21 protein-coding genes and 1 pseudogene are annotated in these 22664 nt (G+C 70.7%); 13 read left to right on the top strand and 9 right to left on the bottom strand.

What is annotated here, in order from left to right:
• Window positions 1-743 (bottom strand): annotated as a pseudogene (locus ACFQ4H_RS21000) (hypothetical protein); the annotation flags it as partial.
• Between the two features lie 208 nt (window positions 744-951).
• On the opposite strand from ACFQ4H_RS21000, the gene ACFQ4H_RS20995 reads away from it, so the two are divergent.
• The 6 genes from ACFQ4H_RS20995 (at window position 952) to ACFQ4H_RS20970 (ending at window position 8074) form a co-directional block, all read left to right on the top strand.
• Window positions 952-2469, top strand: coding sequence for a dynamin family protein (locus ACFQ4H_RS20995; RefSeq protein WP_377572841.1), 1518 nt, complete (start codon window positions 952-954; stop codon window positions 2467-2469).
• Between the two features lie 49 nt (window positions 2470-2518).
• Window positions 2519-4384, top strand: a complete 1866-nt coding sequence (locus ACFQ4H_RS20990) for a dynamin family protein (RefSeq protein WP_377572839.1) — start codon at window positions 2519-2521, stop codon at window positions 4382-4384.
• A 2-nt stretch (window positions 4385-4386) separates the two neighbouring features.
• A complete protein-coding gene (locus ACFQ4H_RS20985) occupies window positions 4387-5076 on the top strand; it encodes a hypothetical protein (RefSeq protein ID WP_377572838.1) in 690 nt (229 codons plus the stop codon).
• The gene (locus ACFQ4H_RS20980; RefSeq protein ID WP_377572836.1) at window positions 5073-5840 is read left to right on the top strand and encodes a glycerophosphodiester phosphodiesterase family protein; all 768 of its coding nucleotides are present in this window, start codon (window positions 5073-5075) and stop codon (window positions 5838-5840) included. The genes ACFQ4H_RS20985 and ACFQ4H_RS20980 overlap by 4 nt, the downstream gene beginning before the upstream one ends.
• 23 nt (window positions 5841-5863) lie before the next feature.
• Window positions 5864-7252, top strand: a complete 1389-nt coding sequence (locus ACFQ4H_RS20975; RefSeq protein ID WP_377572834.1) for an MFS transporter — start codon at window positions 5864-5866, stop codon at window positions 7250-7252.
• A gap of 159 nt (window positions 7253-7411) precedes the next feature.
• Window positions 7412-8074 carry a thymidine kinase gene (locus ACFQ4H_RS20970; RefSeq protein WP_377572842.1) on the top strand — a complete coding sequence of 221 codons (663 nt, stop codon included), beginning with the start codon at window positions 7412-7414 and terminating at the stop codon, window positions 8072-8074.
• 70 nt (window positions 8075-8144) lie between these two features.
• Here ACFQ4H_RS20970 and ACFQ4H_RS20965 read toward each other — a convergent pair whose 3' ends face one another.
• Window positions 8145-9218, bottom strand: coding sequence for a YeiH family protein (locus ACFQ4H_RS20965; RefSeq protein ID WP_377572833.1), 1074 nt, complete (start codon window positions 9216-9218; stop codon window positions 8145-8147).
• Window positions 9219-9343: 125 nt separating this feature from the next.
• Here ACFQ4H_RS20965 and ACFQ4H_RS20960 point away from each other — a divergent pair, with 125 nt between their 5' ends.
• A complete protein-coding gene (locus ACFQ4H_RS20960) occupies window positions 9344-10249 on the top strand; it encodes a LysR family transcriptional regulator (protein ID WP_377572832.1) in 906 nt (301 codons plus the stop codon).
• Window positions 10250-10329: 80 nt separating this feature from the next.
• Here ACFQ4H_RS20960 and ACFQ4H_RS20955 read toward each other — a convergent pair whose 3' ends face one another.
• Window positions 10330-10788, bottom strand: a complete 459-nt coding sequence (locus ACFQ4H_RS20955; protein WP_377572831.1) for an Rv0361 family membrane protein — start codon at window positions 10786-10788, stop codon at window positions 10330-10332.
• Between the two features lie 148 nt (window positions 10789-10936).
• On the opposite strand from ACFQ4H_RS20955, the gene ACFQ4H_RS20950 reads away from it, so the two are divergent.
• Both ACFQ4H_RS20950 and ACFQ4H_RS20945 read left to right on the top strand, forming a co-directional pair.
• Window positions 10937-12643 carry an acyl-CoA dehydrogenase family protein gene (locus tag ACFQ4H_RS20950; protein ID WP_377572830.1) on the top strand — a complete coding sequence of 569 codons (1707 nt, stop codon included), beginning with the start codon at window positions 10937-10939 and terminating at the stop codon, window positions 12641-12643.
• Window positions 12644-12707: 64 nt separating this feature from the next.
• On the top strand, window positions 12708-13079 hold the full coding sequence (locus ACFQ4H_RS20945; RefSeq protein WP_377572828.1) for a VOC family protein: 372 nt from the start codon (window positions 12708-12710) through the stop codon (window positions 13077-13079).
• A 65-nt stretch (window positions 13080-13144) separates the two neighbouring features.
• Here the strand turns inward: ACFQ4H_RS20945 and ACFQ4H_RS20940 are convergent, their stop codons facing one another.
• Window positions 13145-14002, bottom strand: a complete 858-nt coding sequence (locus ACFQ4H_RS20940) for a nitroreductase/quinone reductase family protein (RefSeq protein ID WP_377572827.1) — start codon at window positions 14000-14002, stop codon at window positions 13145-13147.
• 585 nt (window positions 14003-14587) lie between these two features.
• Window positions 14588-15592: a tyrosine-type recombinase/integrase gene (locus ACFQ4H_RS20935; RefSeq protein ID WP_377572826.1), complete on the bottom strand. Its 1005-nt coding sequence runs from the start codon at window positions 15590-15592 to the stop codon at window positions 14588-14590.
• Window positions 15593-15765: 173 nt separating this feature from the next.
• Between ACFQ4H_RS20935 and ACFQ4H_RS20930 the strand changes: the two genes are divergently transcribed.
• Window positions 15766-16770 (top strand): helix-turn-helix transcriptional regulator, encoded by a 1005-nt coding sequence (locus tag ACFQ4H_RS20930; RefSeq protein WP_377572824.1) that lies wholly within the window; start codon window positions 15766-15768, stop codon window positions 16768-16770.
• On the opposite strand, the gene uppS is transcribed toward ACFQ4H_RS20930, so the two are convergent.
• Window positions 16749-17525 carry a polyprenyl diphosphate synthase gene (uppS, locus tag ACFQ4H_RS20925; RefSeq protein ID WP_377572822.1) on the bottom strand — a complete coding sequence of 259 codons (777 nt, stop codon included), beginning with the start codon at window positions 17523-17525 and terminating at the stop codon, window positions 16749-16751. The two genes, ACFQ4H_RS20930 and uppS, sit on opposite strands and share 22 nt — an antisense overlap.
• A gap of 405 nt (window positions 17526-17930) precedes the next feature.
• Here uppS and ACFQ4H_RS20920 point away from each other — a divergent pair, with 405 nt between their 5' ends.
• Together ACFQ4H_RS20920 and ACFQ4H_RS20915 are read left to right on the top strand one after the other, a co-directional pair.
• On the top strand, window positions 17931-18461 hold the full coding sequence (locus ACFQ4H_RS20920) for an RICIN domain-containing protein (protein WP_377572821.1): 531 nt from the start codon (window positions 17931-17933) through the stop codon (window positions 18459-18461).
• A gap of 293 nt (window positions 18462-18754) precedes the next feature.
• On the top strand, window positions 18755-19546 hold the full coding sequence (locus tag ACFQ4H_RS20915; RefSeq protein WP_377572819.1) for a putative protein N(5)-glutamine methyltransferase: 792 nt from the start codon (window positions 18755-18757) through the stop codon (window positions 19544-19546).
• 17 nt (window positions 19547-19563) lie between these two features.
• Here the strand turns inward: ACFQ4H_RS20915 and ACFQ4H_RS20910 are convergent, their stop codons facing one another.
• Window positions 19564-20394, bottom strand: a complete 831-nt coding sequence (locus ACFQ4H_RS20910; RefSeq protein WP_377572818.1) for a DedA family protein — start codon at window positions 20392-20394, stop codon at window positions 19564-19566.
• 243 nt (window positions 20395-20637) lie between these two features.
• Here ACFQ4H_RS20910 and ACFQ4H_RS20905 point away from each other — a divergent pair, with 243 nt between their 5' ends.
• On the top strand, window positions 20638-21342 hold the full coding sequence (locus ACFQ4H_RS20905; protein WP_377572816.1) for a VOC family protein: 705 nt from the start codon (window positions 20638-20640) through the stop codon (window positions 21340-21342).
• A gap of 66 nt (window positions 21343-21408) precedes the next feature.
• Here the strand turns inward: ACFQ4H_RS20905 and ACFQ4H_RS20900 are convergent, their stop codons facing one another.
• Window positions 21409-21936, bottom strand: a complete 528-nt coding sequence (locus tag ACFQ4H_RS20900; RefSeq protein ID WP_377572815.1) for a DUF1772 domain-containing protein — start codon at window positions 21934-21936, stop codon at window positions 21409-21411.
• 116 nt (window positions 21937-22052) lie between these two features.
• A complete protein-coding gene (locus tag ACFQ4H_RS20895) occupies window positions 22053-22625 on the bottom strand; it encodes a GNAT family N-acetyltransferase (RefSeq protein WP_377572813.1) in 573 nt (190 codons plus the stop codon).
• Window positions 22626-22664 lie beyond the last annotated feature (39 nt).

The following is a 22664-nucleotide window of genomic DNA, read 5'->3' as shown; positions in this document are numbered from 1 at the left end:
GCCAGCGCGGTCCGGGCCGGCCGGGTCAGGTCAGCCAGCGCGGTGGCCACCGCGTAGGCGAGCTGGTCGACGGCGGGCTGCTCGTCGGCCGGTCTCGTGGCGGTACGGGGACCGGTGCCGCTGTGTCGGGCCAGGGCGGTGACGGCCAGCGGTGCTCCCCCGGCCCGGGCAACCACGTCAGCTACCTGGATCGGGTCCAGCCCCGGTGCGACGGCGCGGGCCAGGTCGGCGGCGGCGTCGGGGCTGAGGGCCGGTACGGGCAACCAGCCGGTGGCGGCAGTACGCAGCGCCTCGACCGCCGACGTGGGCAGTCGGTGCGGGGTGCGCAGGGCGACCGCGACCCGGCAGTGCGCCGCCAGCGGGGTCAGCGCGGCCAGGGTGACCGGGTCGGCCCAGTGCAGGTCGTCGAGCAGCAGCAGGCCGCCGCGTACCCGGGAGCGCACCGCCTCGGCCAGCAGCGCGGGATCCCGGGTGGGTAGACGGACCCGCAGCGCCCGGGTCAGGGCGAAGGCCGGCGTCGAGCGCAGGGTGGCCAGGCCCCCGCCGTGGAACACCGGGCCGTGGAAGCCGGAACCGAGGTGGTGCAGGACGGTGCTGCGTCCGCAGCCGGGGCCGCCGACGATCACCACCAGGCCGGGCGTGGCCAGCAGCCGCATCGCCTCGTCGACGACGGGATGTGGTCGAGGGGGTTCGGTCGCGTGGTCGGATGGGGCTTCGGTCAGGTCGCCGGATGCGTGTGGCACTGTTCCTCCCCCCGCCAGGGCCTACCGCCACCGGGACGTGAGACGGTGGCACGAACATGGGATCCTGCGCCGGCAGGATATTCATAGTGTGAGGTCCGGCAGGGGTGCCTCGCCCTGCCGGAACATGGAGGGACACCAAATCGAGATGAGCGAGCACGACCTGCGGATTCGTTCCATTGTCGCCGACCGTCCCACCGGTTGACGAGTCATGGGTCCAGGTCCACTCAGTGCCCGGGTCGCCGCTCTGTGTGACGAGGTGGGGCCCCGGTTGGGCTCCGCCGGCCAGGCGCGGGTCCTCGACATCCGGCGACGGCTCGACGAACCGCTGCGGGTGGCTGTCGCCGGCCGGTTGAAGGCCGGGAAGTCGACTCTGGTCAACGCGTTGATCGGTCGGCGGGTCGCCCCGACCGAGGTCGGTGAATGCACCCGGGTCGTCACCCAGTTCCGCTACGGCACGGTCGACCGGGTCGACGTGGTACGCCGTGACGGGGCGCGGGTCAGCCTGCCGTTGGACGAGACCGGGATGATTCCGCAGCGGCTGGGGGTGCCGGGTTCGGATGTCGCGTTCGTGGACGTCACGTTGACCAGCGACCATCTGCGGGACCTCACCGTGCTGGACACCCCGGGGTTGGCCTCGACGAACACGTCGGTCAGCGCCGGTGCACGCCGGTTGTTGTTCGAGGGCGGGGCCGCGCCGCTCGACGAGGACCTCGACGAGGATTCCGCCGGGGCGATCTCCGGCGCCGAGGCGATCGTCTACGTGTTCACCCAGTCGGTCCGCGACGACGACGTACAGGCGCTGGAGGCGTTCCGGGCCGCGTCGGCCCGGCTGGCCAGCAACCCGATCAACTCGATCGGTCTGTTCAACAAGGTGGACAAACTGGTCAGCGGGGCGGCGGACCCGTGGCCGGTGGCCGGGCCGCTGGCCACCGACCAGACGCGGGTGCTGCGGCGGATCGTCTCGGACGTGGTTCCCGTCGTGGGGTTGCTGGCCGAGACGACCGAGGCGGGCCGGCTGACCGCCGCCGACTGTGAGGCGCTGCGGGCCCTGGCGCAGCTGCCGTCGGCCGAGCGGACGATCCTGCTGGCGTCGGTGGACCTGTTCACCACCCGGGACTGCGTCGTGCCCCGCCAGCAACGCGAGCGGCTGCTGCACCGGCTGGACCTGTACGGGATCGGGTTCGCCATCGCCCAGTTCGCTGCCCGCCCCCAGTTGGCCAGCGGTGATCTGGTGCGCATGTTGTTCCAGGCGTCCGGGTTTCCCCGCCTGCGGCACACACTGGACCAGGCGTTCCGGTGGCGTACCGACGCGATTAAGGCCGGTTGGGGGCTGTCCGGCCTGGAGCAGGTGGCCGGTCATGCCCAGCGGGCCGAGGACCGGGAGTTGCTCCGGGACGCGATCGAGCGGGTGCTGCAACAGCCGGAGTATCACCGGCTGCGGCTGTTGGAGGTCGCCCAACTGGTCAGCGCCGGGTCGGTGGAACTGCCCGCGCCGATGGAGCAGGAACTGGCCCGGTTGGCGCTGTCCACCGACCCGCGGTGGATCCTCTCCCTTCCCGACGCCGGGCCGCAGCAGTTGGACCAGTCGGCGCGGGAGGCAGCCACCCGGTGGCGGGTGTACGCGGTCGCCGGTGCGAGCCCCGCCCAGTCCCGGGTCGCGCTGGTCGCACACCGGGGCTTCTACCTGCTGTCCCAGCGGATCCGCGCCGAAGCGGGTGTGCGGTGAGCGCCACCACACCCGGCGGACCGGCTCCGCGACGTGAAAGGTCGAGACGATGACGGGCACCGCCCACGCCCGCCCGGAGGCGGCGCTGGACAAGCTGCTGACCGGCGCGGTGGACGTGTCGCTGGCGTTCCTACGCAAGACCGACCCGGACGCCGCCGCCGACGTGGACATGATCCGTCGACGTACGGTCACCCGGCCGTCGATCGTGGTCGTCGGCGAGACGAAACGGGGAAAGAGTTCGCTGGTCAACGCCCTCGTCGGTGTGCCGGGCCTGTCCCCCGTGGACGCGGCGGTCGCCACCTCCACGTACCTGGAGTTCGTACCGGCGGACCGGCCCGGCGCGCGGGCCTGGCTGCCGGGTCGGTCGGAGCCGGTGCCGCTGGGCCTGTCCGACCTACGGGACTGGGCCACCACCCTCGGACGTCTCCCGGAGGGGCTGCGCCCACCCCGGCGTATCGAGGTGGGCCACGACGCGCCGCTGTTGCGGCACCTCACCCTGGTGGACACCCCGGGCACCGGTGGTCTGGACCCGATGCACTCCGAGATCGCCCTCGACGCGGTCGAGCGGGCCACCGCGCTGCTGTTCGTCGTCGACGCGTCGGCTCCGTTCGCCAAGCCGGAACTGGACTTCCTCATCGAGGCCAGTAAGCGGGTCAACTCGGTGGTCTTCGCGTTGACCAAGACCGACGCGTACCCGGGGTGGCGGACGATCTGGGACGACGACCGGGCCCAGTTGCAGGCGCACGCCCCACGGTTCGCCACCGCCGGCTGGTTTCCGGTGTCGGCCCGGCTGGCCGAGTTGGCGATGACCCTGCCCGAGGCGGCAGCCGGGGAACTGGTCCGCGAGTCGCGGATCGCCGAACTTCAGCACGCCCTGATCGACCTGGCCGGCAAGGGGCATCTGCTGCACCAGGCCAATGTGCTGCGTACCGTTCGTAGCGAGTTCGTGCGGTTGGACCTGGCGCTCGGTGACCGGCTCAAGGCCACCGATCCCGACCCGGCGGACATGACCACGGCCAAGCAGGAACGGGCCGGTCTGGCCGCGCGGAAACGTACCGAGTCCCGGCAGTGGTCGCTGGCGTTGAGCACCGAGACGCAGCGGGCCCGGGTGGAGGCCACCGGACGGCTGCGTACCGCCGTCGGCGAACTACAGGAAGACTTCCTGAACAGGATCGAGAAAGGGCGCGGGGACGGGCTCAAGGCCCTTCCGCAGGACGTCGACCAGGCGTTGCACGCGCTGTCCGTACGCCTCTCCCAGGACCTGGAGTTCCGGTTCCGCAAGGTCGGCGAGCGGGTCCTGACCCAGGTGTTCCAGCCCCACGAGCTGCAGTTCGTGTTACGTGGCCTCAACGCCACCCTGCGGCACGCCCTGGCCAGCAAACCCCGCCGGGAGGGCAGCGGCCAGGACAACATGATGGTTGCCATGTCCGCCGGTGGGATGGCGTTCATGGCCGGTCGGGGTGCCATGGCCGGTGCGTCGGCGCTCGGTGCCGGCGCGTTGATCGGCGGTGGGCTGCTGATTCCGGTCGCCGGCCTCGGCCTGGGACTGGCCGCCGGTGCGTTCGTCCTCTACCGGCGGCGGGTGCAGAGCGACCGGCAACAGGCCCGGGTCTGGCTGCGGGAGGTGCTGACCGAGGCCCGCGCGGCGCTGTCCGACGAGATCACCCACCGGTTCACCGACCTGCAGTACGCCCTGACCCTCGCCCTGGACGACGCGATCGAACGACGGTTGCAGCAGCTCGACGCGCACATCGCCGAAATCGACCGGGCGATGGCCGAGGACAAGGCTGACCGGGCGCGACGCCGGACCCGGCTGCAGTCGGAACGGGAGACGATACGGTCCCGGATCAAACAGCTCGACGAGGTGCTCGTCCGGGCCCGGGTGTTGACTCCGGACGCCGGTGAGCGGAGGTAGCGGTGAGTGAGCACTGGGGTGAGTGGTCGTACGACGAGCCGGAACTCGACGACGTGGACCTCGGCGACAGCACCGATCCGGCGTCGGAGCACGACCCGGATGCCGACTATCCGGTGGAGGGGTTCGGTCCCGCCGACGGGCTGAGCACCGACGACGGCGTCACCGGTGGCGACGACGACCTGACCGGCCCGGCCGGCGGGGCGCAGTCCAGTTTCGATGTGGACGAGCCCATCGGGTACGGCGACGACACCGCCGCCGACCCGGACCCGGGCGCGGAATCCGGGATGGGCCCGGCCGGCGACGTACCGACCGGTTCCGGCACCGACGGGGCGCAGACCGGGTTCGGTCCCGCCGGCCCGCCACTGGGGGCGGACCCCGACCTGAGCCCGTACGCCGACGACAGCGCGTGGACCGGTGCCGACCAGCCACCCGCCCTGGACCTGGACCAGGCACCCGAACCGGTCGACGGCTACCCGTGGGCCGACCCGGCCCTGCTCGGAACAGCCCCCGTCGACGCCTACGCCGAGCAGGGCGCGGTGACCGACGAGCGTCCCGATCCCGCCGAGCTGGCCGACTACGCCTCGATGGACCTTGCCGGTGCCGACCCGTGGACGGCGCTGATCAGCTCCGAGGATCCCGCGACCAGAGCCCTGGCCCGGTTCTGGGCACCGGAGGGTGGGATGAGCCGATGACCCAACACTTCGGCTACCTGGACGCACCGGCACCGCTGGCCTTCGCGCACCGGGGTGGCGCGGCCCACGGGGACGAGAACACCGCCGAGGCGTTTGCCCGGGCCGTCGCGCTCGGCTACCAGTACGTCGAAACCGACGTACACGCCACCTCCGACGGGGTGGCCGTGGTGTTCCACGATCCGACCCTGCACCGGTTGACCGGTGAGCGTGGCCGGATCAGCGAACTGCGGTGGGCCGACCTGGCGACCGTACGCGTCGGCGGGGCTGCTGCCGTGCCCCGCCTCGACGACGTGCTCGGCGCGTGGCCGCAGGTACGGTTCAACATCGACGTCAAGGCCGACGGTGGGGTCGAACCGGCGGTCGCCACGATCGACCGGGGCGGGGCCGGTGACCGGGTGCTGCTGGCGTCGTTCAGCGATGCGCGACTGGCGCGGCTGCGGGCCCTGGCCGGGCCGAAGGTCGCCACGTCGCTGGGCATGCGTGGGGTGGCCCGGCTGCGGCTGGCGTCGCTGACGGGTCGGCGGCTGGTCCTGCCACCGTCGGTGGTGGCCGCCCAGGTGCCGGTCCGCTACGGGCGGATACCGGTGGCCGACCGCCGGTTCATCGCGTACGCGCAGCGGCTGGGGCTGCAGGTGCACGTCTGGACGATCGACGAACCTGCCGAAATGCACGACTTACTTGATCTCGGTGTGGATGGCATCATGACCGATCACGTCGATGTACTCCGCGACGTGTACCTCAGCCGCGGCCACTGGGCCGCCTGACCCCTCCGGCAAGAAGGACACCGATGGCGGACACCCTGCCCTCCACCAGCGCGGCGAGCGCACCGTCGAGCACCCGACGGGAGCGGACCGGCTGGTACTTCTACGACTGGGCGATGTCGGCGTTCAACACCACCGTCATCACCGTGTTCCTCGGCCCGTTCCTGACCGCCGTCACCGAGCAGGCCGCCGGCTGTGGGTTGGGTGCCGACAGTTGCAGCGGGTACGTCTACCCGCTGGGCATCAAGGTGGCCGCCGGCTCGTACTTCCCGTACCTGGTTTCGCTGTCGGTGTTCCTGACGGTGTTCGTACTTCCGGTGATGGGCGCGGTCGCCGACCGGTCGACGCACAAGAAGGGGCTGCTGGCCGGTGCCGCGTTCGTCGGGGCGGGCGCCACGATCGGCATGCTGTTCGTCACCGGCGACCGGTACCTGCTCGGTGGGGCCCTGTTCCTGGTCGCCAACATCGCCTTCGGTGCCGGGGTGGTGGTCTACAACTCGTTCCTGCCGTTCCTGGGCGGCCCCGACGACCGGGACGGCATCTCCAGCAAGGGCTGGGCGCTGGGCTACCTCGGCGGTGGTCTGCTGCTGGCGGTGAACCTGGTCGTGGTGAGCCTGTTCAGCATCGAGGGTGACGCCCAGCGCACCCTGGACCTGGCCCGCTGGTCGATCGTGTCGGCCGGCGTGTGGTGGGCGGTGTTCACCCTGGTGCCGCTGCGCTGGCTGCGGGAACACCCGACGGTCGAGGCCACGGTCGGTGGGGGCAACGTGCTCGTCGACGGGTTCCGTCAACTCGGTCGTACGCTGCGCGGCATCAAGGCGTACCCGCTGACGCTGTTCTTCCTGCTGGCCTTCCTGGTCTACAACGACGGTATCCAGACGGTGATCGCCCTGGCCAGCCAGTACGGCACCGAGGAACTACGGCTGAACCAGACGACGCTGATCGTCACGATCCTGCTGGTGCAGTTCCTCGCCTTCGGTGGGGCGTTGCTGCTGGGGGCGCTGGCCAGACGGATCGGTGCGTGGAAGACCGTACTGCTCAGCCTGGTGCTGTGGACCGCCGTGGTCCTGGCGGCGTTCTGGCTGCCGGCCGAGGCGCCGGTGCCGTTCATGATCCTGGGTGCCGGGATCGGTCTGGTGCTCGGCGGCAGCCAGGCGCTGAGCCGGTCGCTGTTCAGCCAGCTGATCCCCGAGGGCAAGGAAGGCGAGTACTACGGCTTCTACGAGATCAGTGACAAGGGCACCAGTTGGCTCGGCCCGCTGGCGTTCGGTCTGGTGTTCCAACTCACCCACTCCTACCGGGTGGGCCTGGTCTCACTGCTGATCTTCTTCGTGGTCGGCTTCGTGTTGCTGCTGGCCGTACCGATGCGCCGGGCCATCGTCGCTGCCGGCAACACCCCGCCCCGCGTGTTGTGACGTACCCGTGCCCCGGGCGTCCGGACGATCCGCGACGCCCGGAGCACCCGCGTGGACTCGTTCAGGTCGCGGTCGACTGTTGACCATGCGTTAGGCTGCCCGACCGTGACCGACGACTCCGCCCTCGCCTCCGCCTGCCCGGCGCACCCGCCCACCGGCGTGGCCACCGCCCACCCGAACTGTGCCGGGACAACCGTCTCCGACGGGCGGCCGCTGCACGCCGCCGCGCTGAAGTTCTTCTGGGGGCCGATGGACTGTGGCAAGTCGACGATGGCGTTGCAGATGAACTACAACCATGCGCGGCAGGGGCGACGCGGCCTGGTGCTCACCCGGATCGACCGTTCCCTCGGCCCGCGGGTCACCAGCCGGATCGGCCTGGCCCACGACGCGATCGAGGTCACCGACGACCTGGACCTGCGGGCGTTGGTCCACAGCCGCCGGGCCGAGGGCACCAGCGTCGACTATCTGATCTGTGACGAAGCCTGCTTCTACACCGTCGAACACGTCGAGCAGATGGCCGAACTCGTCGATCGTGACGACGTCGACGTCTTTGCCTTCGGGTTGGCCACCGACTTCCGGTCGTGTCTGTTCCCGGCCGCGCAGCGGCTGTTCGAGCTGGCCGACGAGGTGACCCGGATCCAGGTCGAGGTGTTGTGCTGGTGCGGACGGGAGGGACTGCTCAACGCCCGGGTCGTCGACGGCACCGTGGTCCGGGAGGGGCAGCAGGTGGTCATCGGTGACACCGCCGACAGTGCCGAGGTGCACTACCAGGTGCTGTGCCGGCGGCATCACCGTACCGGTGACCTGGGTCCGCGGGCCTAGGTCGTACCGCAGGCATCCGGTATCCGGCCCGGCCACCCCGGGTGGCCGGGCCGGGGCCGGGTATCCGGGTTCAGCCGAGCAGGCGTACCCCGGCGTAGGCGACGGCGGCCACCAGTAGCCAGGAGGCCAGCCCGAGGCAGAGTGAGCGGACACCGGTGCTGCGGAGCACCCGATGGTGGATCCCGGTCCCCAACCCGACCAGCGCACAGGTGAGCAGTACCTGCTGGACCGTTTCGGCGCCGGTCAGCACCCGGTCGGGCAGTAGACCGGTGCTGGCCAGGACGATCGCACCGAGGAAACCCGCGACGAACAGGGGCAGCACCGGTGGCCGGCGGGTTCCGACGGAACCGGTGCCGCGCCGGGCCCGGGTCAGGGCGACCCCCGCGACGAGCGGGGCCAGCAGGGCGACGCGGCTGAGCTTGACCACCACCGCGTCGGTCAGGGACCCGTCGACCCGGCTGGCGGTGGCGACGGTCTGCCCGACGTCGTGGACGCTGGCACCGACCCAGCTGCCGAACCCGGCCGGATCCAGGCCGAGCGGCCCGCGTAGCGCGGGAAGCAGCACGATCGCCAGGGTCCCGCAGACGGTGACGAGTGCGACCGCGACCGCCGTGTCGTCCTCGTCGCCGTCGGCGACCTCCTCCATGGCGGCGATGGCGGACGCGCCGCAGATGGAGAATCCGGTCGCGACCAGCAGCGTCCGCGCCGGTGGTACGCCCAGGGCACGTCCCAGCAGTTGGGTGCCGGTGAAGGTCACCGCCACCGTCAGGACGACGATGCCCAGTCCGGGCAGTCCGAGCGCGGCCAGTTGCGGTATGCCGAGTTGCAGTCCGAGCAGCACCACCGCGATCCGCAGCAGTCGGTGCGTGGCGAACCGGGTGCCGGGCTGTAGCACCGGACGGTGCAGGCCCAGGTTGGCGGCGACCGCGCCGAGGGCGACCGCGACGGTCGGGGCGTGTGCCGCAGGAAGTACGCGGGCGGCCAGGAAGGCCAGCGCGGTCGTCGCGGCGACGAAACCCAGTCCGGGCAGCAGCGACAGGCGACGCGCCAGTCGTCCGGGTCGCCTGCCTGACCTGGCCGCCGCCGGTTGCCTGGCGCCGGCGGCGGGTTCCCGCGCCACCGTGCCGGCCTGGTCGTTGCGCACTGCCCTGCCCCTTCCGCCGCCTCGCCTTCTTGATCGACTGTCCTGCGGGCCGGGGTGCTGCGGTAGGCGGGTCGTGGTGATGCGCTCATAAACAGTGCTGATGGCAGGGGGCATACGCTGGTCAGATGGGCTTATCACGGGTGCCGGACCTGGACTCCCTCGAGTTGCTGCTGAAGGTGGCGTCCACCGGCAGCCTGGGCCGCGCGGCGGTGGCACACGGGCTCAGCCAGCCCGCCGTGACGGCCCGGATCCGGGGCATGGAGCGACTCGTCGGCTTTCCGCTGGTGCGCCGCGGCCCCCGGGGTTCGACCCTGACGCCGGCCGGCGCGCTGCTGGCCGACTGGGCCAGGGACGTGCTGCAGGCTGCCGCGACCCTGGACGCGGGTATCTCCTCGCTGCGTTCCGAGCGGCATGCCCGCATCCGGGTGGCGGCCAGCCTCACCGTCGCCGAGCACCTGCTGCCCCGGTGGCTCGTGCGGCTGGCCGCCGAACGGCCGGACACCGCGGTGAGCCTGGCCGCGATGAACTCGGCCGAGGTGGTGGCGGCGGTGCTGCGCGGTGACGCGGAACTCGGTTTCGTGGAAGGTCCGGCCGTGGCGGCCGGTCTGGCCACCAGGGTCGTCGCCCGGGACCGACTCGTCGTCGTGGTGCCGCCCGGGCACCCGTGGGGTCGGCGTCGCCGGCCGATCGACGCCGCTGAACTCGCCGCCACCCGGCTCGTGCAGCGTGAGCCTGCCTCGGGTACTCGCGCCGCACTGACCGTGGCGCTGTCGGCGTACGGGCCGATGGCCGCCCCGCTGCTGGAACTGTCCACCACCAGTGCCGTACGTTCGGCGGTCACCGCAGGGGCCGGGCCGGCGGTGCTCAGCGTCCTCGCGGTCGGCGACGACCTGGCCGCAGGTCGGCTCGTCGAGGTGCCGGTTGCGGGCGTCGACCTGACCCGGCTGCTGCGGGCGGTCTGGCCGGAAGGGCAGCACGTCAGCGGCCCGGCCCGTGACCTGCTGCGCATCGCCGGCACCGCCCGCAGTTGACCAGCGTACGGGCCCGTCGGTGACCCGGCCGGATCGGCAGGTGGCGGCCCGTCGGCGGGCTGGGCTGCCCGGCGCTGGTTTCAGAACGGGTCGCCGCAGACCCGCCAACCGTCATCGGCTTCGACCATCGAGAACTCGTGCCGGTCCACCACGCCGCCCTCACGGGTCAGTTCGGCGGCGATGGTGATGCGTAGTCGACCGTCCTGCGCGTCGACGGCGACGTCCCGGATGTCGTACCGGCTGATCTTCGGCGGGCCGGCGACCCGACGGGTGAACTCCGCCCGGTTCCACCGCTGCCGGGTCGCCGGACACAGCCGGTCGTACGCGGCCACGTGGTCGCCAGCGGTCAGGTCCCGTAGGAAGGCGTCGGCGGCTGCTCGCGCCGGGTCGGTGGACCGGCGTACGGACTGGTAGTTCCACAGCCCGAGCCCGGCAGCGCCCACGCAGCAGACCAACACGACGAAACCGACGAGCCCCAACACGGTACGCAGGTTGCGCCGCCGCCTGCGCCGGTACGGCAGCGCCCGCTCGTACGCCATGGGTCGACGGTAGAGACCACCGGGGGCGGTGATGCGGGAAACCCCGGCAGCGCCACCCGGCCGCGTCGGCGGGGCTGTCGTCGAAGCCGTCCCTGGTCTACCGTCAGCGAATCCCGCCCCCATCCCCCGACCGGCGGAGGAGCCAACGATGGCACGTTTCGTGCAGCCGGCACCCGTACCGGCTGACCCGTACACCGGCGACCGGCTGCTGCGCTCGTGGCTGGACCGGCAGCTCGGCCCGGCCGGCCACGCCGCCGCCACCGACCGGCTGGCCAGCCTCTCGGCCGAGGTCGTCGGCCCGCTGCGGGCCGCGCACGTCGACGCCGAGGCACATCCACCCACCCTGGTGCGCTACGACCCGTGGGGTGCCCGGATCGACCGGATCGACACCGCCGCCGGTTGGCAGAGCCAGCGGGCCGCCGCCGCCCGGCACGCGGTGGTCGCGCTGCCCTACCTCGACTCGGCGCGGGCCACCTGGGGTGCCGCAGCCCGGGTCGTGCAGCATGCCCTCCTGCACCTGTACGGCCCCGAGTCGGCCACCTTCTCCTGCCCGGTCGCGATGGCCGACGGCGCGGCAGCGCTGCTGTCCCTGCCCGAGGTCGACCCGGCGGTCCGGGAGGCGTGGCTACCCCGGTTGACCAGTACCGACCCGGACACGGCGATCACCAGCGGACAGTGGATGACCGAGTCGCAGGGCGGCTCCGACCTGGCCCGTTCGTCGACGACCGGCCGGGCGGCCGGGGACGGGTCGTGGCGGCTGACCGGTGAGAAGTGGTTCTGTTCGGCGGCGGACGCCGCGATGGCCGTCGCGCTGGCCCGTCCCGAGGGCGCCGGTCCCGGCAGCCGGAGCCTGGTTCCGTTCCTGGTGCCGCGCTACGCGGCCGACTCTCTGCTGGCCGGGCCGGACCTGGACCCGGCGGCGCCCGCGCCCGGGGTGACCGTGCACCGGCTCAAGGACAAGCTCGGCACCCGGGCGCTGCCCACCGCCGAGATCGGGTTACGGGACGCGTACGCCCTGCCGCTGGGCGACCCGGGCCAGCCGGGGTTGACCCGGGCGATGACGTTGGTCGTGGTCACCCGTCTGCACAACGCCGCCGCCGCGGCCGGCGGGATGCGTCGGGGCCTGGCCTACGCGTTGGCGTACGCCGGGACCCGTCAGGTGGCCGGCGGCCGGCTGATCGACTCGCCGTTGCACTGGGCGACGCTGGGGACGTTGGCGGTCGACGCGGCCGGCGCGTTCGTCCTCGCCGGTCACGCGTTCGCCCTGATGGGCCGGGTCGAGGTGGGCGCCGACACCGAGGCCGCCGCCGAGCTGCGGGTGGTGGCGCCGCTGGCCAAGCTCGCCACCGGACGGTTGGCGGTCGCCGCCGCCAGCGAGTACGTCGAGTGTTTCGGTGGGGCCGGTTACGTCGAGGACACCGGTGTACCGCGGCTGCTGCGCGACGCGCAGGTGCTGCCGATCTGGGAGGGCACCACCAACGTGCTCGCCCTGGACGTGCTGCGGGCCGTCGTCCGGGAGGACGCGGCCACGCCACTGTTGCGGCGGCTCGACGCTGCCACCGACATCGCCCGGCGACTCACCCCGGTGTTGGCCGACGCGGTGGCGCGCGCCACAGCGCAGCTGCGTACCGCCGTGGCCGAGGTGACCGCCGACCCGGGCACGCCGCCGGTGGTCGCCGGTGCCCGTGGCTTCGCCCTGCGAACGGCGTACGCCCTGACCACAGCGCTGCTGGTCGAGCAGGCCGCCGGGGGTGACGAGACGGCCGAGGTGGCCGCCCGGCTCTGGGCGAGGCGCTGGTTGCAGCACGAGGACGTCGCCATCGACGCCCATCAGCACCTGGAGGTGTTGTGCTGAGCCGGCCGGAATCCGTGGACGATCCTGACACAGGATGTCAGGTACGGCCGGCAAGCTGCCAGGCATGACAGCAATCGGCGACCTCATCATGGTCAACCTCGACAGTCCGGACCCGCAGACTCACGCCGAGTTCTATCGCCGGGTGCTGGGCTGGGAGACGACCAGCAGCGAAGACGAGTACGCGATGATCAGCAACGGAACGAACTCGATCGGGTTCGGTCGGGTAGAGGCGTACCAGCCACCGCAGTGGCCGGACGAGTCGTCCGGCAAGCGCTACCACCTCGACCTGTACGTCGACGACCTGGACAAGGCCGAGGAGTCCTGCCTGGCGTTGGGCGCGGTGAAGCCCGACTTCCAGCCCGGTGGGCAGCGGTGGCGGGTGCTGCTCGACCCGGCCGGACATCCGTTCTGCATCTGCCCCCGGCCACAGGGCTGAGCCTCCTCGGGTGCGTGGCCGGGTCCGTCCACCCGGCCACGCACCCGACGGCTCGGTGCCCTCGGTCAGCCCGTCGCGGCAGGGGTCGCCGCGTCGAGGATCGGAATCAGCTGCTCCTCCTCGTAGGTCAGGTGCTTCTCGAGTTCGTCCGTGAGCCGGTCGACTTCGGCGAGTACCAGCCGTGGATCCGACGCGTCGGAGGAGATGACCGCCTGTAGGTCGGCCAGCAGCGCCGCAATCCTCTGGTGCTCCTGATGCAGCCGGTCCAGGGTCGGGGCGAGTTCGGGTTGCTGCTCGCCAAGGGCCGGGAACATTACGGCATCCTCCCTGGTGTGGTGGTGATGCAGCCCCTGGCAGACGGTGAGGCAGTTCACCCGCAGTTGGGCCCCCAGCCCCGGACCTGATTTGGCGATCTCGCCACGGATCAGCGCGAGTTCCCGGCGGAACGCGTCGTGGATCAGCTTGAGGCCGGCACCCCATGACGTCGGTCCGCCCGCGAACCGCAGTGGTCCGTCCATGATCCGGTGGAGGGCGACCACGGGAATGACCCGGATGGTCCTGGCCTGGTAGGCGGCCCAGCCGGGATCGGCCTCGACCGCGCGGGCGAAGAGACGGTCACGTTCGGCACCGGTCAGGACGACGGCGTGCGCTTCGTAGGTGAAGGTTCCGTCCTCGACCGTGACCCGGGGGTTGGCGACCAGGTTGTGGAACCAGGCCGGATGATGCGGTGCACCGCCGGCCGAGGCGATGACCAGGATCCGTTCTCCGTCGGGTAGGCAACCGACCGGGGTGGTGTGCGGGGCGCCGGAGCGCGCCCCGACGGTGGTCAGCAGGAGCAGCCTGGCTCCCTCGAAGGGGCCGCCGACCCGCCCACCGTTGGCGCGGAACTCGTCGATGACCTGTTGGTTGAAATCAATTGGCATACGCTGGCTTTCCGTTGTCGAGGCTGTGGGGCCCGTGGACCGGCCACGGGTAGGTCACGGTGGCGTCCACCACCGGAAGTCGAGCGATGGGCATGACCGACGGCGGTCGGCACCGTCGGGGAAATGGAAGACCCTGCCGCCCAAACGTGGACGCGGGGAAGAAAAAAGGGGGGCCTCTGGCCCGCCCGGCGCTCACGCCGTGGCCGGGTGCCTCAATCGCTCGTGGCCCATGGCCGACCCGGCAGTCATACGACCAACCGTAGTCGTCCGGGACACAGCACGGCAATCCGGATCCCCGCTGCGCAGGACCCCACCGGCACTACCGGACCCCGGCGGCGTCCCCCGCCGGGCGGCTCTCCGGGTACGAAGTGTGGGCCGCAGGGTAGGCGGGGATGGATCCGGTCGATGTCCCAGGCCAGCAGATACCACCGCCGTCCGGTGTGGACGAGCCGAGTCGGTAGCCGCCACCCGTCTCCCGGCTGGAGTGAATCGGAAACCTCCTCGGCGTCACGTACGACCCGCACTACCTGGAAGTCCTCGACCTGACCAGGACGGCGTGAACCAGGCTGATCGCCGCGCCGTCGGTCAGGGGGACGCCGGGGCACGTCGGGCGCGGGCGGCCCAGATCGCGTACGCCGGATCACGGTCCAGGTTGTGCCGGTCCCGGTCGTACCGGCGAGTGGTCCGTGGATCGGCGTGCCCCATGGCGTCCTGGACGTCCTCCAACGGCACCCCCTCGGCGCGGGCGGTGGTGGCGAAGGCGTGGCGCAGCGAGTGCGGGGACAGCTTCGCCCACGCCGGAATGCCCGCCTGCTGAGCCAGCCGCCGGACCAGTCGGAACACGGCGTGCCGGTCCAGGCGGCCACCGCTGGAGGTCACCAGCAGCGGACCGGTCAGTTCGTTGACCGGAACCCGTTCGGCCGCCGCGCGTTCCGCCAGGTAGGCGTCGACCGCGTAGGCCGTACCCGGGGTCAACGCCCGTCGGCGGGCCCGGCCACCCTTGCCGATGAACCGTACGCTGCGGTGTCCCCGCTCGTATCCCAGGTCGGCCAGATCCAACGACACCAGTTCCCCCACCCGCAACCCCAGGTCGGCCAGCAGGGTGAGGGCGGCACGGTTACGGGCGGCGGTCGGACCGGTGTCCGCCTCGGCGGCGGCCAGCAGCGCATCCACCTCCTCCGGGGCGAGACCGACCGTGGCCGAATGGTCCCGGCTGACCTTCGGCCGGTCCGCGCCGGACACCGGGTTGGCATCGACTGCCCGTAGCTTGGCGAGGAAGTCGTACCAGCTTGACAGCGCGGACAGTTTGCGGGCAACGGTGGCCGGGGTGAGCAGGCGACCGCTTCGTGGGTCCATGCTGGACTCCAGCGCGCGGCCGTATTCGTTGACGTCGAGGAAGTTCGCGGCCAGCGGATCGAGGCTCCGGTCGGCGCACCAGGACAGCCAGCCGGTGATGTCCCGCCGGTAGGCGGCCCGGGTGTGATCGGAGAGCCGCCGGTTGATCAGCCAAGCCTCGGTGAAGTCGAGTGGTCCCCCGTTGAGAGCGGGTTGGCCGGATCGATGCCGAGCGAGGGAGGTGGATCGAGGCATACGGAAGAGGTTCTCAGCCCGATCATGTGCGACGCCAGAGACATGCCGGCGAATCCCATGGGCGGGGACAACTTCGACGACCGGTGACGAGACAGCTACCAGATGGCCAGGTGGTAAGGGGTCAGGCCCGGATCCTGACACGTTCCGTCATGGTCGGCGGCTAGGTTCGTCAGGTGCGTGCCAGTCGACTGTTGTCCCTCCTGCTGCTTCTGCAGACCCGGGGCCGGATGACCGCCCGGGAACTCGCCGAAGCCCTGGAGGTTTCGGTGCGTACCGTCTACCGGGACGTCGAATCACTCAGCGCGGCTGGGGTTCCGGTCTACGCCGACCGCGGCCCGGTCGGGGGTTACCAGCTCCTCGGCGGCTACCGGACCCGGCTGACCGGTCTGACGACCGAGGAGGCGGAGGCACTCTTCCTCGCCGGGATGCCGGGGCCGGCGGCCGAACTCGGTCTGGGCACGGTGCTGGCCACTGCCGAGCTGAAGCTACAGGCAGCGCTGCCCACCGAACTGGCGGTGGGCAGCGGTCGGGTTCGGGACCGCTTCCATCTCGACGCACCGAGCTGGTTCCGGGACTCCGAACCGACCCCGCACCTGGCGGCGCTGGCGGATGCGGTCTGGGCCGACCGGCTGGTCGAGGTCCGTTATCGGCGGTGGAAGACCCCGCGGGAGGTGACCCGCACCCTTGCCCCGCTGGGGGTGGTCCTCAAAGCGGGCCGGTGGTATCTGGTGGCCCGGGCCGACGAAGACGTACGCACCTACCGGGTGGCGGCCATCCTCGAACTGACGGTGCTCGAGGAGAACTTCACCCGACCGACGGAGTTCGACCTCGCCGAGTTCTGGCAATCCTGGACCGACCAGTACGAACGCAGCGTCTACCGGACCGAGGCGAAGGTCCGGATGACCGCCGCCGCGCTGGCGCGGATGGCGTACGTCTTCCCACCGGCCATGGCCCGGGGCGCCCGGCAGGCAGCTGGAGCTCCCGACGAGACAGGTTGGCTGCACACCACGGTGCCGATCGAGTCGATCAAGCATGGCCACACCGAACTGCTCAAACTCGGCGCGGAGGTCGAGGTGCTCGGTCCACCCGAACTGCGGGACCGGTTCACCGCCACCGCCCGGGCCCTGGTCGCCCTCTATCCGGCTGCGGAGCCGGATCAGGTGCCGAACCGGCGGTGACGGGCAGCGTACGAGCGCAGCGCCCGCAGGAAGTCGACGTGCCGGAATCCCGGCCAGTGCACCTCACAGAAGTAGAGCTCCGAGTAGGCGGCCTGCCACAGCAGGAATCCGGACAACCGGTGCTCCCCACTGGTCCGGATGATCAGGTCCGGGTCGGGCTGACCACTGGTGTAGAGGTGTGCCGCGATGTCGTCGGCGGTCAACCGCTGCGCCAACTCCTCGGTGGTGGCGCCCGTCTCCGCCTCGTGTACGAGCAGTGAGCGCAGCGCGTCGACCACCTCCTCACGGCCGTCGTATCCGACCGCGACGGTCAGGTGAAATCTGGCGTCGCTGTCCCGGGTGGTGTCCTTGGCCAGCTTCAGGGCGTGTCGGGTGGAATCAGGCAGTGTGTCCATCCGGCCGGCCAGGTGCAACCGCCACTGGCCGGGTTGACGGATCAGTCGACCGGCGATGACCTGCTCGATCACGTCCATCAGGAACCGCATCTCGGCCGACGCGCGTTTGCGGAGATTGTCCGTCGAGGCGACGAAGAGCGTGACGTGGGTGATGCCCACGTCGGCACACCAGCCCAGCACCTCCTCGATGTGCTCCGCCCCGTAACGGTGTCCGACGCTCGGGTTCTCGAAACCCATCTGTCGGGCCCAGCGGCGGTTGCCGTCCATGACCATCGCCACGTGCCGGGGCATCGGGCCACCGGACAACTGTGCCTTCAGGTGACGTACGTACAGCCCGTAGAGCGCATCGCCGAGAACCATCGGCCCAACCTACCGCTGCCCGTGCGTACCGCCTCCGGTACCGCCGAACGGGTTTCGACCGCCGGGGACCGAAGGTATGTGGTCGGGTCGCCGCCCACGGGAGCAGTTCCGTCCCGGCCCGGCCACGCGACGTGCCGTCTCCGGTGGGCAGAGCGGCCGGTGGCAGAGCGGCAACTTCCGGTCCTGCTCGTCAGCGGGTGTCGAGTTGGGTGGTCGACCGTCCAAGCAGGGTCTTGCTGACCAGGACATTCATCCGTAGAGTGACCGGTTGTAATCGTCTTGGAACTCTACGTGGGGCGCTGTTTGTCCGGAGTGGCCGCATCCTTCGCGACGGCAGCCTTCGCGGGAGTCGATGCCCTTTCGGGATGCACCCATCCACAGTCGACGCTAGGAAGGCGCCCGCCCATGCCCGACATCATCCTGAGCAAGTCGATCAACGGCCCGTTCATGCTGATTCACGAGGTCACCGGGACCTATCTGGAGATGGACAACTATCACGACGGCGTCGGCCAGGGCATCCAGACCTGGAACCTCGACCCGACCCTGACCAGCAAGGGCTACCTCGGTCATCTGTGGTACCTGGAACCGGTGTCGGAGGACACCTGTCTCATCAAGAGCTATGAGAACAGTCGGTGCCTGACGGCGGGCGTCAACGCCAAGGCGGTACCGGTGTTGCAGAATCCCGACGGCAGCGACAAGCAGAAATGGGTGATCCGCCGCGTCCATGGCAGCGACGGACTGACCGACGACGCCGACTCGTACGCGATCCTGCCGAAGAGCTACCCGGGGTACGCACTCAGCGTCCAGAACAACCTGGTGGCGAACAACGTCTACGTCAGCCCCACGTCGACGTGGGGCGGCCCGCCGTCCATCTCGCAGTACTGGAAGGCCGTACTCCAACGGGAGGTCGCGCAGGCGGGTGCCGGTACCGCGTAGTCGTCCAAAGCACGATGTGCGGAGGGCCTGTCAGCTGCCAGGCCCTCCGCACATCGTGCTTTGCAGGCTGCGCCCGGGGCGGACCCGGGTCGACCATGCCCGCAGGTGACCCACCCCGCCCCGGGCGATCCGCCGTAGATCGCATAGGGTAGCGTCGTCGTACCTGGCTGGACCTATCGAGGAGGTGAGACCCATTACCGCTGTAGCAGGTCGGGTGCTCCCACCTCACACCGCGACGGTCTCCCTGATCTAGGGGACCGGGAGAGCACCCTTCGGCTTCCCGAAAGGCTCTCATGTCGTTTCCCGCGTCACCTCTCCCGCAGTCCGTCATCGTCACCCGGCTCCGGGCCGCCGGTTGCGTCTTTGCCGAGGACGAGGCCCGGTTACTCCTCACCACCGCACCGAGCCCGGACGTCCTGGCCGCCATGGTGGACCAGCGGATCTCCGGCCGGCCGCTCGAGCACGTTCTCGGCTGGGCCGAGTTCCACGGTCTACGGATATCCGTCGACCCGGGAGTGTTCGTACCCCGCCGCCGCACCGAGTTCCTCGTCCGCCAGGCCGCCGTACGCGCGCTACCCGGCGCCGTGGTGGTCGACCTGTGCTGTGGGTCGGGTGCGGTAGGGGTCGCGCTGGCAGCGTCCCTGGTCCGGGTCGGGTTGTACGCCGTCGACATCGACCCCGCCGCGGTACGGTGCGCCCGCCGCAACGTCGCCGCCCACGCCGGTCAGGTACTCGAAGGTGATCTCTACCAGCCGCTGCCCGCCGAGTTGCGGGGCAACGTCGACATCCTGGTCGCGAGCGCGCCCTACGTGCCGACCGAGGCGATCGGGCTGCTCCCCCCGGAGGCCCGGATACATGAACCACGCGTCGCGCTCGACGGCGGCGCGGACGGACTCGAGGTCGTACGGCGGCTCGTCGCCGGGGCGAAGTCGTGGCTGGCGCCCAACGGTCACCTGCTCGTCGAGACGAGTGACCGTCAGGCCACTGCGGCTGTCGAGGCCCTCGCCCGCGCCGGGCTGACCCCGCAGGTGGCGAGTTCCGATGAGATGAACTCGACCGTCGTCATCGGAACCGGGTCCGGCTAGTTCCCCACCGGCTGCCGTCATTGGACCTCATCCGGCCGGCGCGGCGTGCCATACAGTGTGCCGCGTGCCATCCTCGTCGGGTGCCCCCTGGTGTCGTACCCGGTTGAGTGAGGTCGAACGTCGGTGCCGGGCCTGTCGACGGGATGGTTGGCGACGTCGTGGCCACGGGGTGCTCGCCGCTGCCGACGTGCGCGGATCAGGCGTGAGATGACGAAGTACGCCACGGCGAGCGCGCAGACGACGATGACGAGGTTCTGGAACGTACCGGCGTACGTCTCGACGGCATGCCAGTTCTCGCCGAGCAGATAGCCGGCCATCACGAACACGGTGTTCCAGATGAGACTGCCCAGTGTGGTGTAGAGCAGGAACGTCGCCACCGGCATTCGTTCGACCCCGGCCGGGATCGAGATGAGGCTCCGGAAGATCGGGATCATCCGGCCGAAGAAGACGGTCTTCACTCCGTGTCGGGCGAACCACGCCTCCGTACGGTCGATGTCGCTGACCTTCACCATCGGCAGCTTCGCCGCGATCGCCCGTACCCGGTCGCGCCCGAGCACGACGCCCACGTAGTACAGCGCCAACGCGCCGGCCACCGAGCCGAGCGTGGTCCACCCGATCGCCGCAGCCAGGTTCATCCTGCCCTGGCTTGCGGCGAAGCCGGCCAGCGGCAGGATCACCTCGCTCGGTATCGGTGGAAACAGGTTCTCCAGGGCGACCGCCAGGCCGGCGCCGGGACCGCCGAGTCGCTCCACGAGGTCGGTGACGAAGCCGACGAGACCGTCAGTCGGTGGTTCGGACGGCGCGTTCGGCAAGCCGGCCTCCAGGAGGAGGCGTCGTGTTCGGATCATGTGACGACGCTATGAATTCGTGGCCGACGGAACCATGGGGTCGCCCGTCCGGCTGGAGTGGGCGGACTGCACCCCGGGGCTGCGGAAAACCACAGTGCAGTTCTACGGAGTGAACGTTTTGACAGGTGCCTGTCATTTCGCCAGACTGCGTGGACGGTCATGCTCGACCGCCCCTGTCCCGCCCACCAGGCTCCGCCGGGTCGACAGCCCCCGTGCCAATCCGGCGTCACCGTTGGAGGACCGATGAAAGTCATTCCACTGCTGCCCTGCGCTTCGATCGACGAGATGCTGACCTTCTACTCAGCGCTCGGATTCGAGCGCACGTACCGGCAGACAAAGCCCAACCCGTATCTCGCGATGCGCCGGGAAGACATCGAACTGCACTTCTTCGGCATACCCGGCTTCGACCCGACCGAGTCCTACGGCAGCTGCCTCGTGTTCGTACCCGACACCGCCCCCCTGCACCGCGCGTTCGCCGACGGACTACGAGCGCTCTACGGCCGGGTCCCGTTATCCGGCATACCGCGGATGACCCGCCCGCGACCGCGCAGGAACGTCGGAGGTCTGTCGGGCTTCTCCCTCATCGACCCGGGGGGAAACTGGATTCGCATCTTCCCGACGAACGCCTCCCCCGCCTCCCCCGCCCCCGGCGGGAAACTGGCCCGCGCACTGGAGAACGCCGTGGTGCTGGCCGACGGCAAGGGTGACGTGGCCCAGGCTGCCAAAATCCTCGATGGCGCCCTCGCCCGGGTCACCGACGCCAGCGCGGTGGAACGGGTGGAAGCCCTCGCCTACCGTGCCGAACTGGCCCTCTCGCTACAGGATCCGACCCGGGCCGACGCCGCGCTGGCCGAGTTGCACAACGTTCCACTGACCGCTGACGACCGGGACCGGTTGGCGCGGACCCTGGCGACCGTCGAGGAACTGTGCCGTGACCGTACCCCCTGACGCCGACCGGGCAGGCCACCCCCACCACACCTTCCCGCCACCGCCGTAACCCGTTGATGTCCCTGGTCAGACGACCGCCTGCGCCGGCCGACCAGGGACATCAACGCGGCCGACGGCCGCGCGGCGGGGTCGGTCGACCGCCTGGGCCATCAGGATCACGGCGAAGGCCGCCGTCACCAGTACGGTTCGTACCGTATGCAGCCGCCACCAACGGTCACGCAGTTCCGCCCAGTCGCCCGGTGGCTGATCGACGGGCCACGTGTCGGCGACCTGGTTGATCGGCTCCAACTGGGTCAACGTGAACACGACGGTGGCCGCCACCAGCAGCGTGGCGGACACGCCGAGACCGAACACCAGCCAGCCCCGCCGATACGACAACACACAGGTCAGTACGAGCAACGCCAGACAGGTGAGCACCAGCGGCGGCATGGCCCGGACATAGTCGGTGTTGAGCGCCTGCCAGTAGGGCACGTAGGCCGGCCCGGGCAACTCGCTCACCGACGACGCCAGCGAGAGACAGAACATCCCGCCGGCGAACAGGCCGAGCAGCAGCGTTCCGGTCGTACGAACGATCTGCAACAGGATCCCGAGCATCCCGTCACCTCCGGCGTCGAAGGCACAGTCTGGCTGCCAGCAATCGTGTCATTTGAATAAATCTCAGGCAATAACCGGACAAGACTATTGGCTGCGACGGATCGGTTCGCCGCCCGCTACGGGTCGCTGGCGAGCCGGGCGTGGATGTGCATGTCGTGCCAGCCGTCGGCATGATGGCCCTCACCGCGTTTCGTGCCCTCGGCCGTGAAGCCGGCACGTTGCGCGACCTTGCACGACGCGACGTTCGACGTCGAGTGGTACAACTCGACCCGGTGCAGCCCGAGCGTAGTGAAGGACCATACGGCGACCGCGGCCAGCGCCCGTGGAGCGATACGGCGACCGCGTACGGCGGGCAGCACCCAGTACGACACCTCGGCGAGGCCCTCCGCCGGGACGATCCGGCGCAGGCTGACCTGACCGACCACCTCCGACGCCTCGGTCACCGCCCAGCCGGCGCCGGTCTCGTTCCGCCAACGCCCGGGCCACGCGGCTATCCAGTCACCGGCCTCGTCCTCGGTCATCGACCGGCAGTGCCACCGCTGGATGTCGGGATCCGCGTACGCGGCGAGGACCGCCGGACGGTCCGAACACCGCCACGGCCTGAGCACGAGACCGTCCGCGTGGATCACCGGCTGCGCCGTCGCCGCCATCCAGCCGGGCGGCAGCAGAGGTTCGACCAGGAACGGCACAGCGCGACTGTACCGGTCCCGCCATGGTGGCCGGTCGTA

It is taken from the genome of Micromonospora sonneratiae (genome assembly GCF_042679305.1).
GTDB classification, from domain to species: domain Bacteria; phylum Actinomycetota; class Actinomycetes; order Mycobacteriales; family Micromonosporaceae; genus Micromonospora_H; species Micromonospora_H sonneratiae.
The sequence above is the reverse complement of the archived record's forward strand: the minus strand, read 5'-3'. Positions and strand labels throughout refer to the sequence as shown.

Excerpts from the sequence above, each read along its gene's own strand:
- ACFQ4H_RS20995 (WP_377572841.1), top strand. The coding sequence starts at position 952 with ATGGGTCCAGGTCCACTCAGTGCCCGGGTCGCCGCTCTGTGTGACGAG.
- ACFQ4H_RS20990 (WP_377572839.1), top strand. The coding sequence starts at position 2,519 with ATGACGGGCACCGCCCACGCCCGCCCGGAGGCGGCGCTGGACAAGCTG.
- ACFQ4H_RS20980 (WP_377572836.1), top strand. The coding sequence starts at position 5,073 with ATGACCCAACACTTCGGCTACCTGGACGCACCGGCACCGCTGGCCTTC.
- ACFQ4H_RS20975 (WP_377572834.1), top strand. The coding sequence starts at position 5,864 with ATGGCGGACACCCTGCCCTCCACCAGCGCGGCGAGCGCACCGTCGAGC.
- ACFQ4H_RS20960 (WP_377572832.1), top strand. The coding sequence starts at position 9,344 with ATGGGCTTATCACGGGTGCCGGACCTGGACTCCCTCGAGTTGCTGCTG.
- ACFQ4H_RS20955 (WP_377572831.1), bottom strand. The coding sequence starts at position 10,788 with ATGGCGTACGAGCGGGCGCTGCCGTACCGGCGCAGGCGGCGGCGCAAC.
- ACFQ4H_RS20950 (WP_377572830.1), top strand. The coding sequence starts at position 10,937 with ATGGCACGTTTCGTGCAGCCGGCACCCGTACCGGCTGACCCGTACACC.
- ACFQ4H_RS20945 (WP_377572828.1), top strand. The coding sequence starts at position 12,708 with ATGACAGCAATCGGCGACCTCATCATGGTCAACCTCGACAGTCCGGAC.
- ACFQ4H_RS20940 (WP_377572827.1), bottom strand. The coding sequence starts at position 14,002 with ATGCCAATTGATTTCAACCAACAGGTCATCGACGAGTTCCGCGCCAAC.
- ACFQ4H_RS20935 (WP_377572826.1), bottom strand. The coding sequence starts at position 15,592 with ATGCCTCGATCCACCTCCCTCGCTCGGCATCGATCCGGCCAACCCGCT.
- uppS (WP_377572822.1), bottom strand. The coding sequence starts at position 17,525 with ATGGTTCTCGGCGATGCGCTCTACGGGCTGTACGTACGTCACCTGAAG.
- ACFQ4H_RS20920 (WP_377572821.1), top strand. The coding sequence starts at position 17,931 with ATGCCCGACATCATCCTGAGCAAGTCGATCAACGGCCCGTTCATGCTG.
- ACFQ4H_RS20915 (WP_377572819.1), top strand. The coding sequence starts at position 18,755 with ATGTCGTTTCCCGCGTCACCTCTCCCGCAGTCCGTCATCGTCACCCGG.
- ACFQ4H_RS20910 (WP_377572818.1), bottom strand. The coding sequence starts at position 20,394 with ATGATCCGAACACGACGCCTCCTCCTGGAGGCCGGCTTGCCGAACGCG.
- ACFQ4H_RS20905 (WP_377572816.1), top strand. The coding sequence starts at position 20,638 with ATGAAAGTCATTCCACTGCTGCCCTGCGCTTCGATCGACGAGATGCTG.
- ACFQ4H_RS20900 (WP_377572815.1), bottom strand. The coding sequence starts at position 21,936 with ATGCTCGGGATCCTGTTGCAGATCGTTCGTACGACCGGAACGCTGCTG.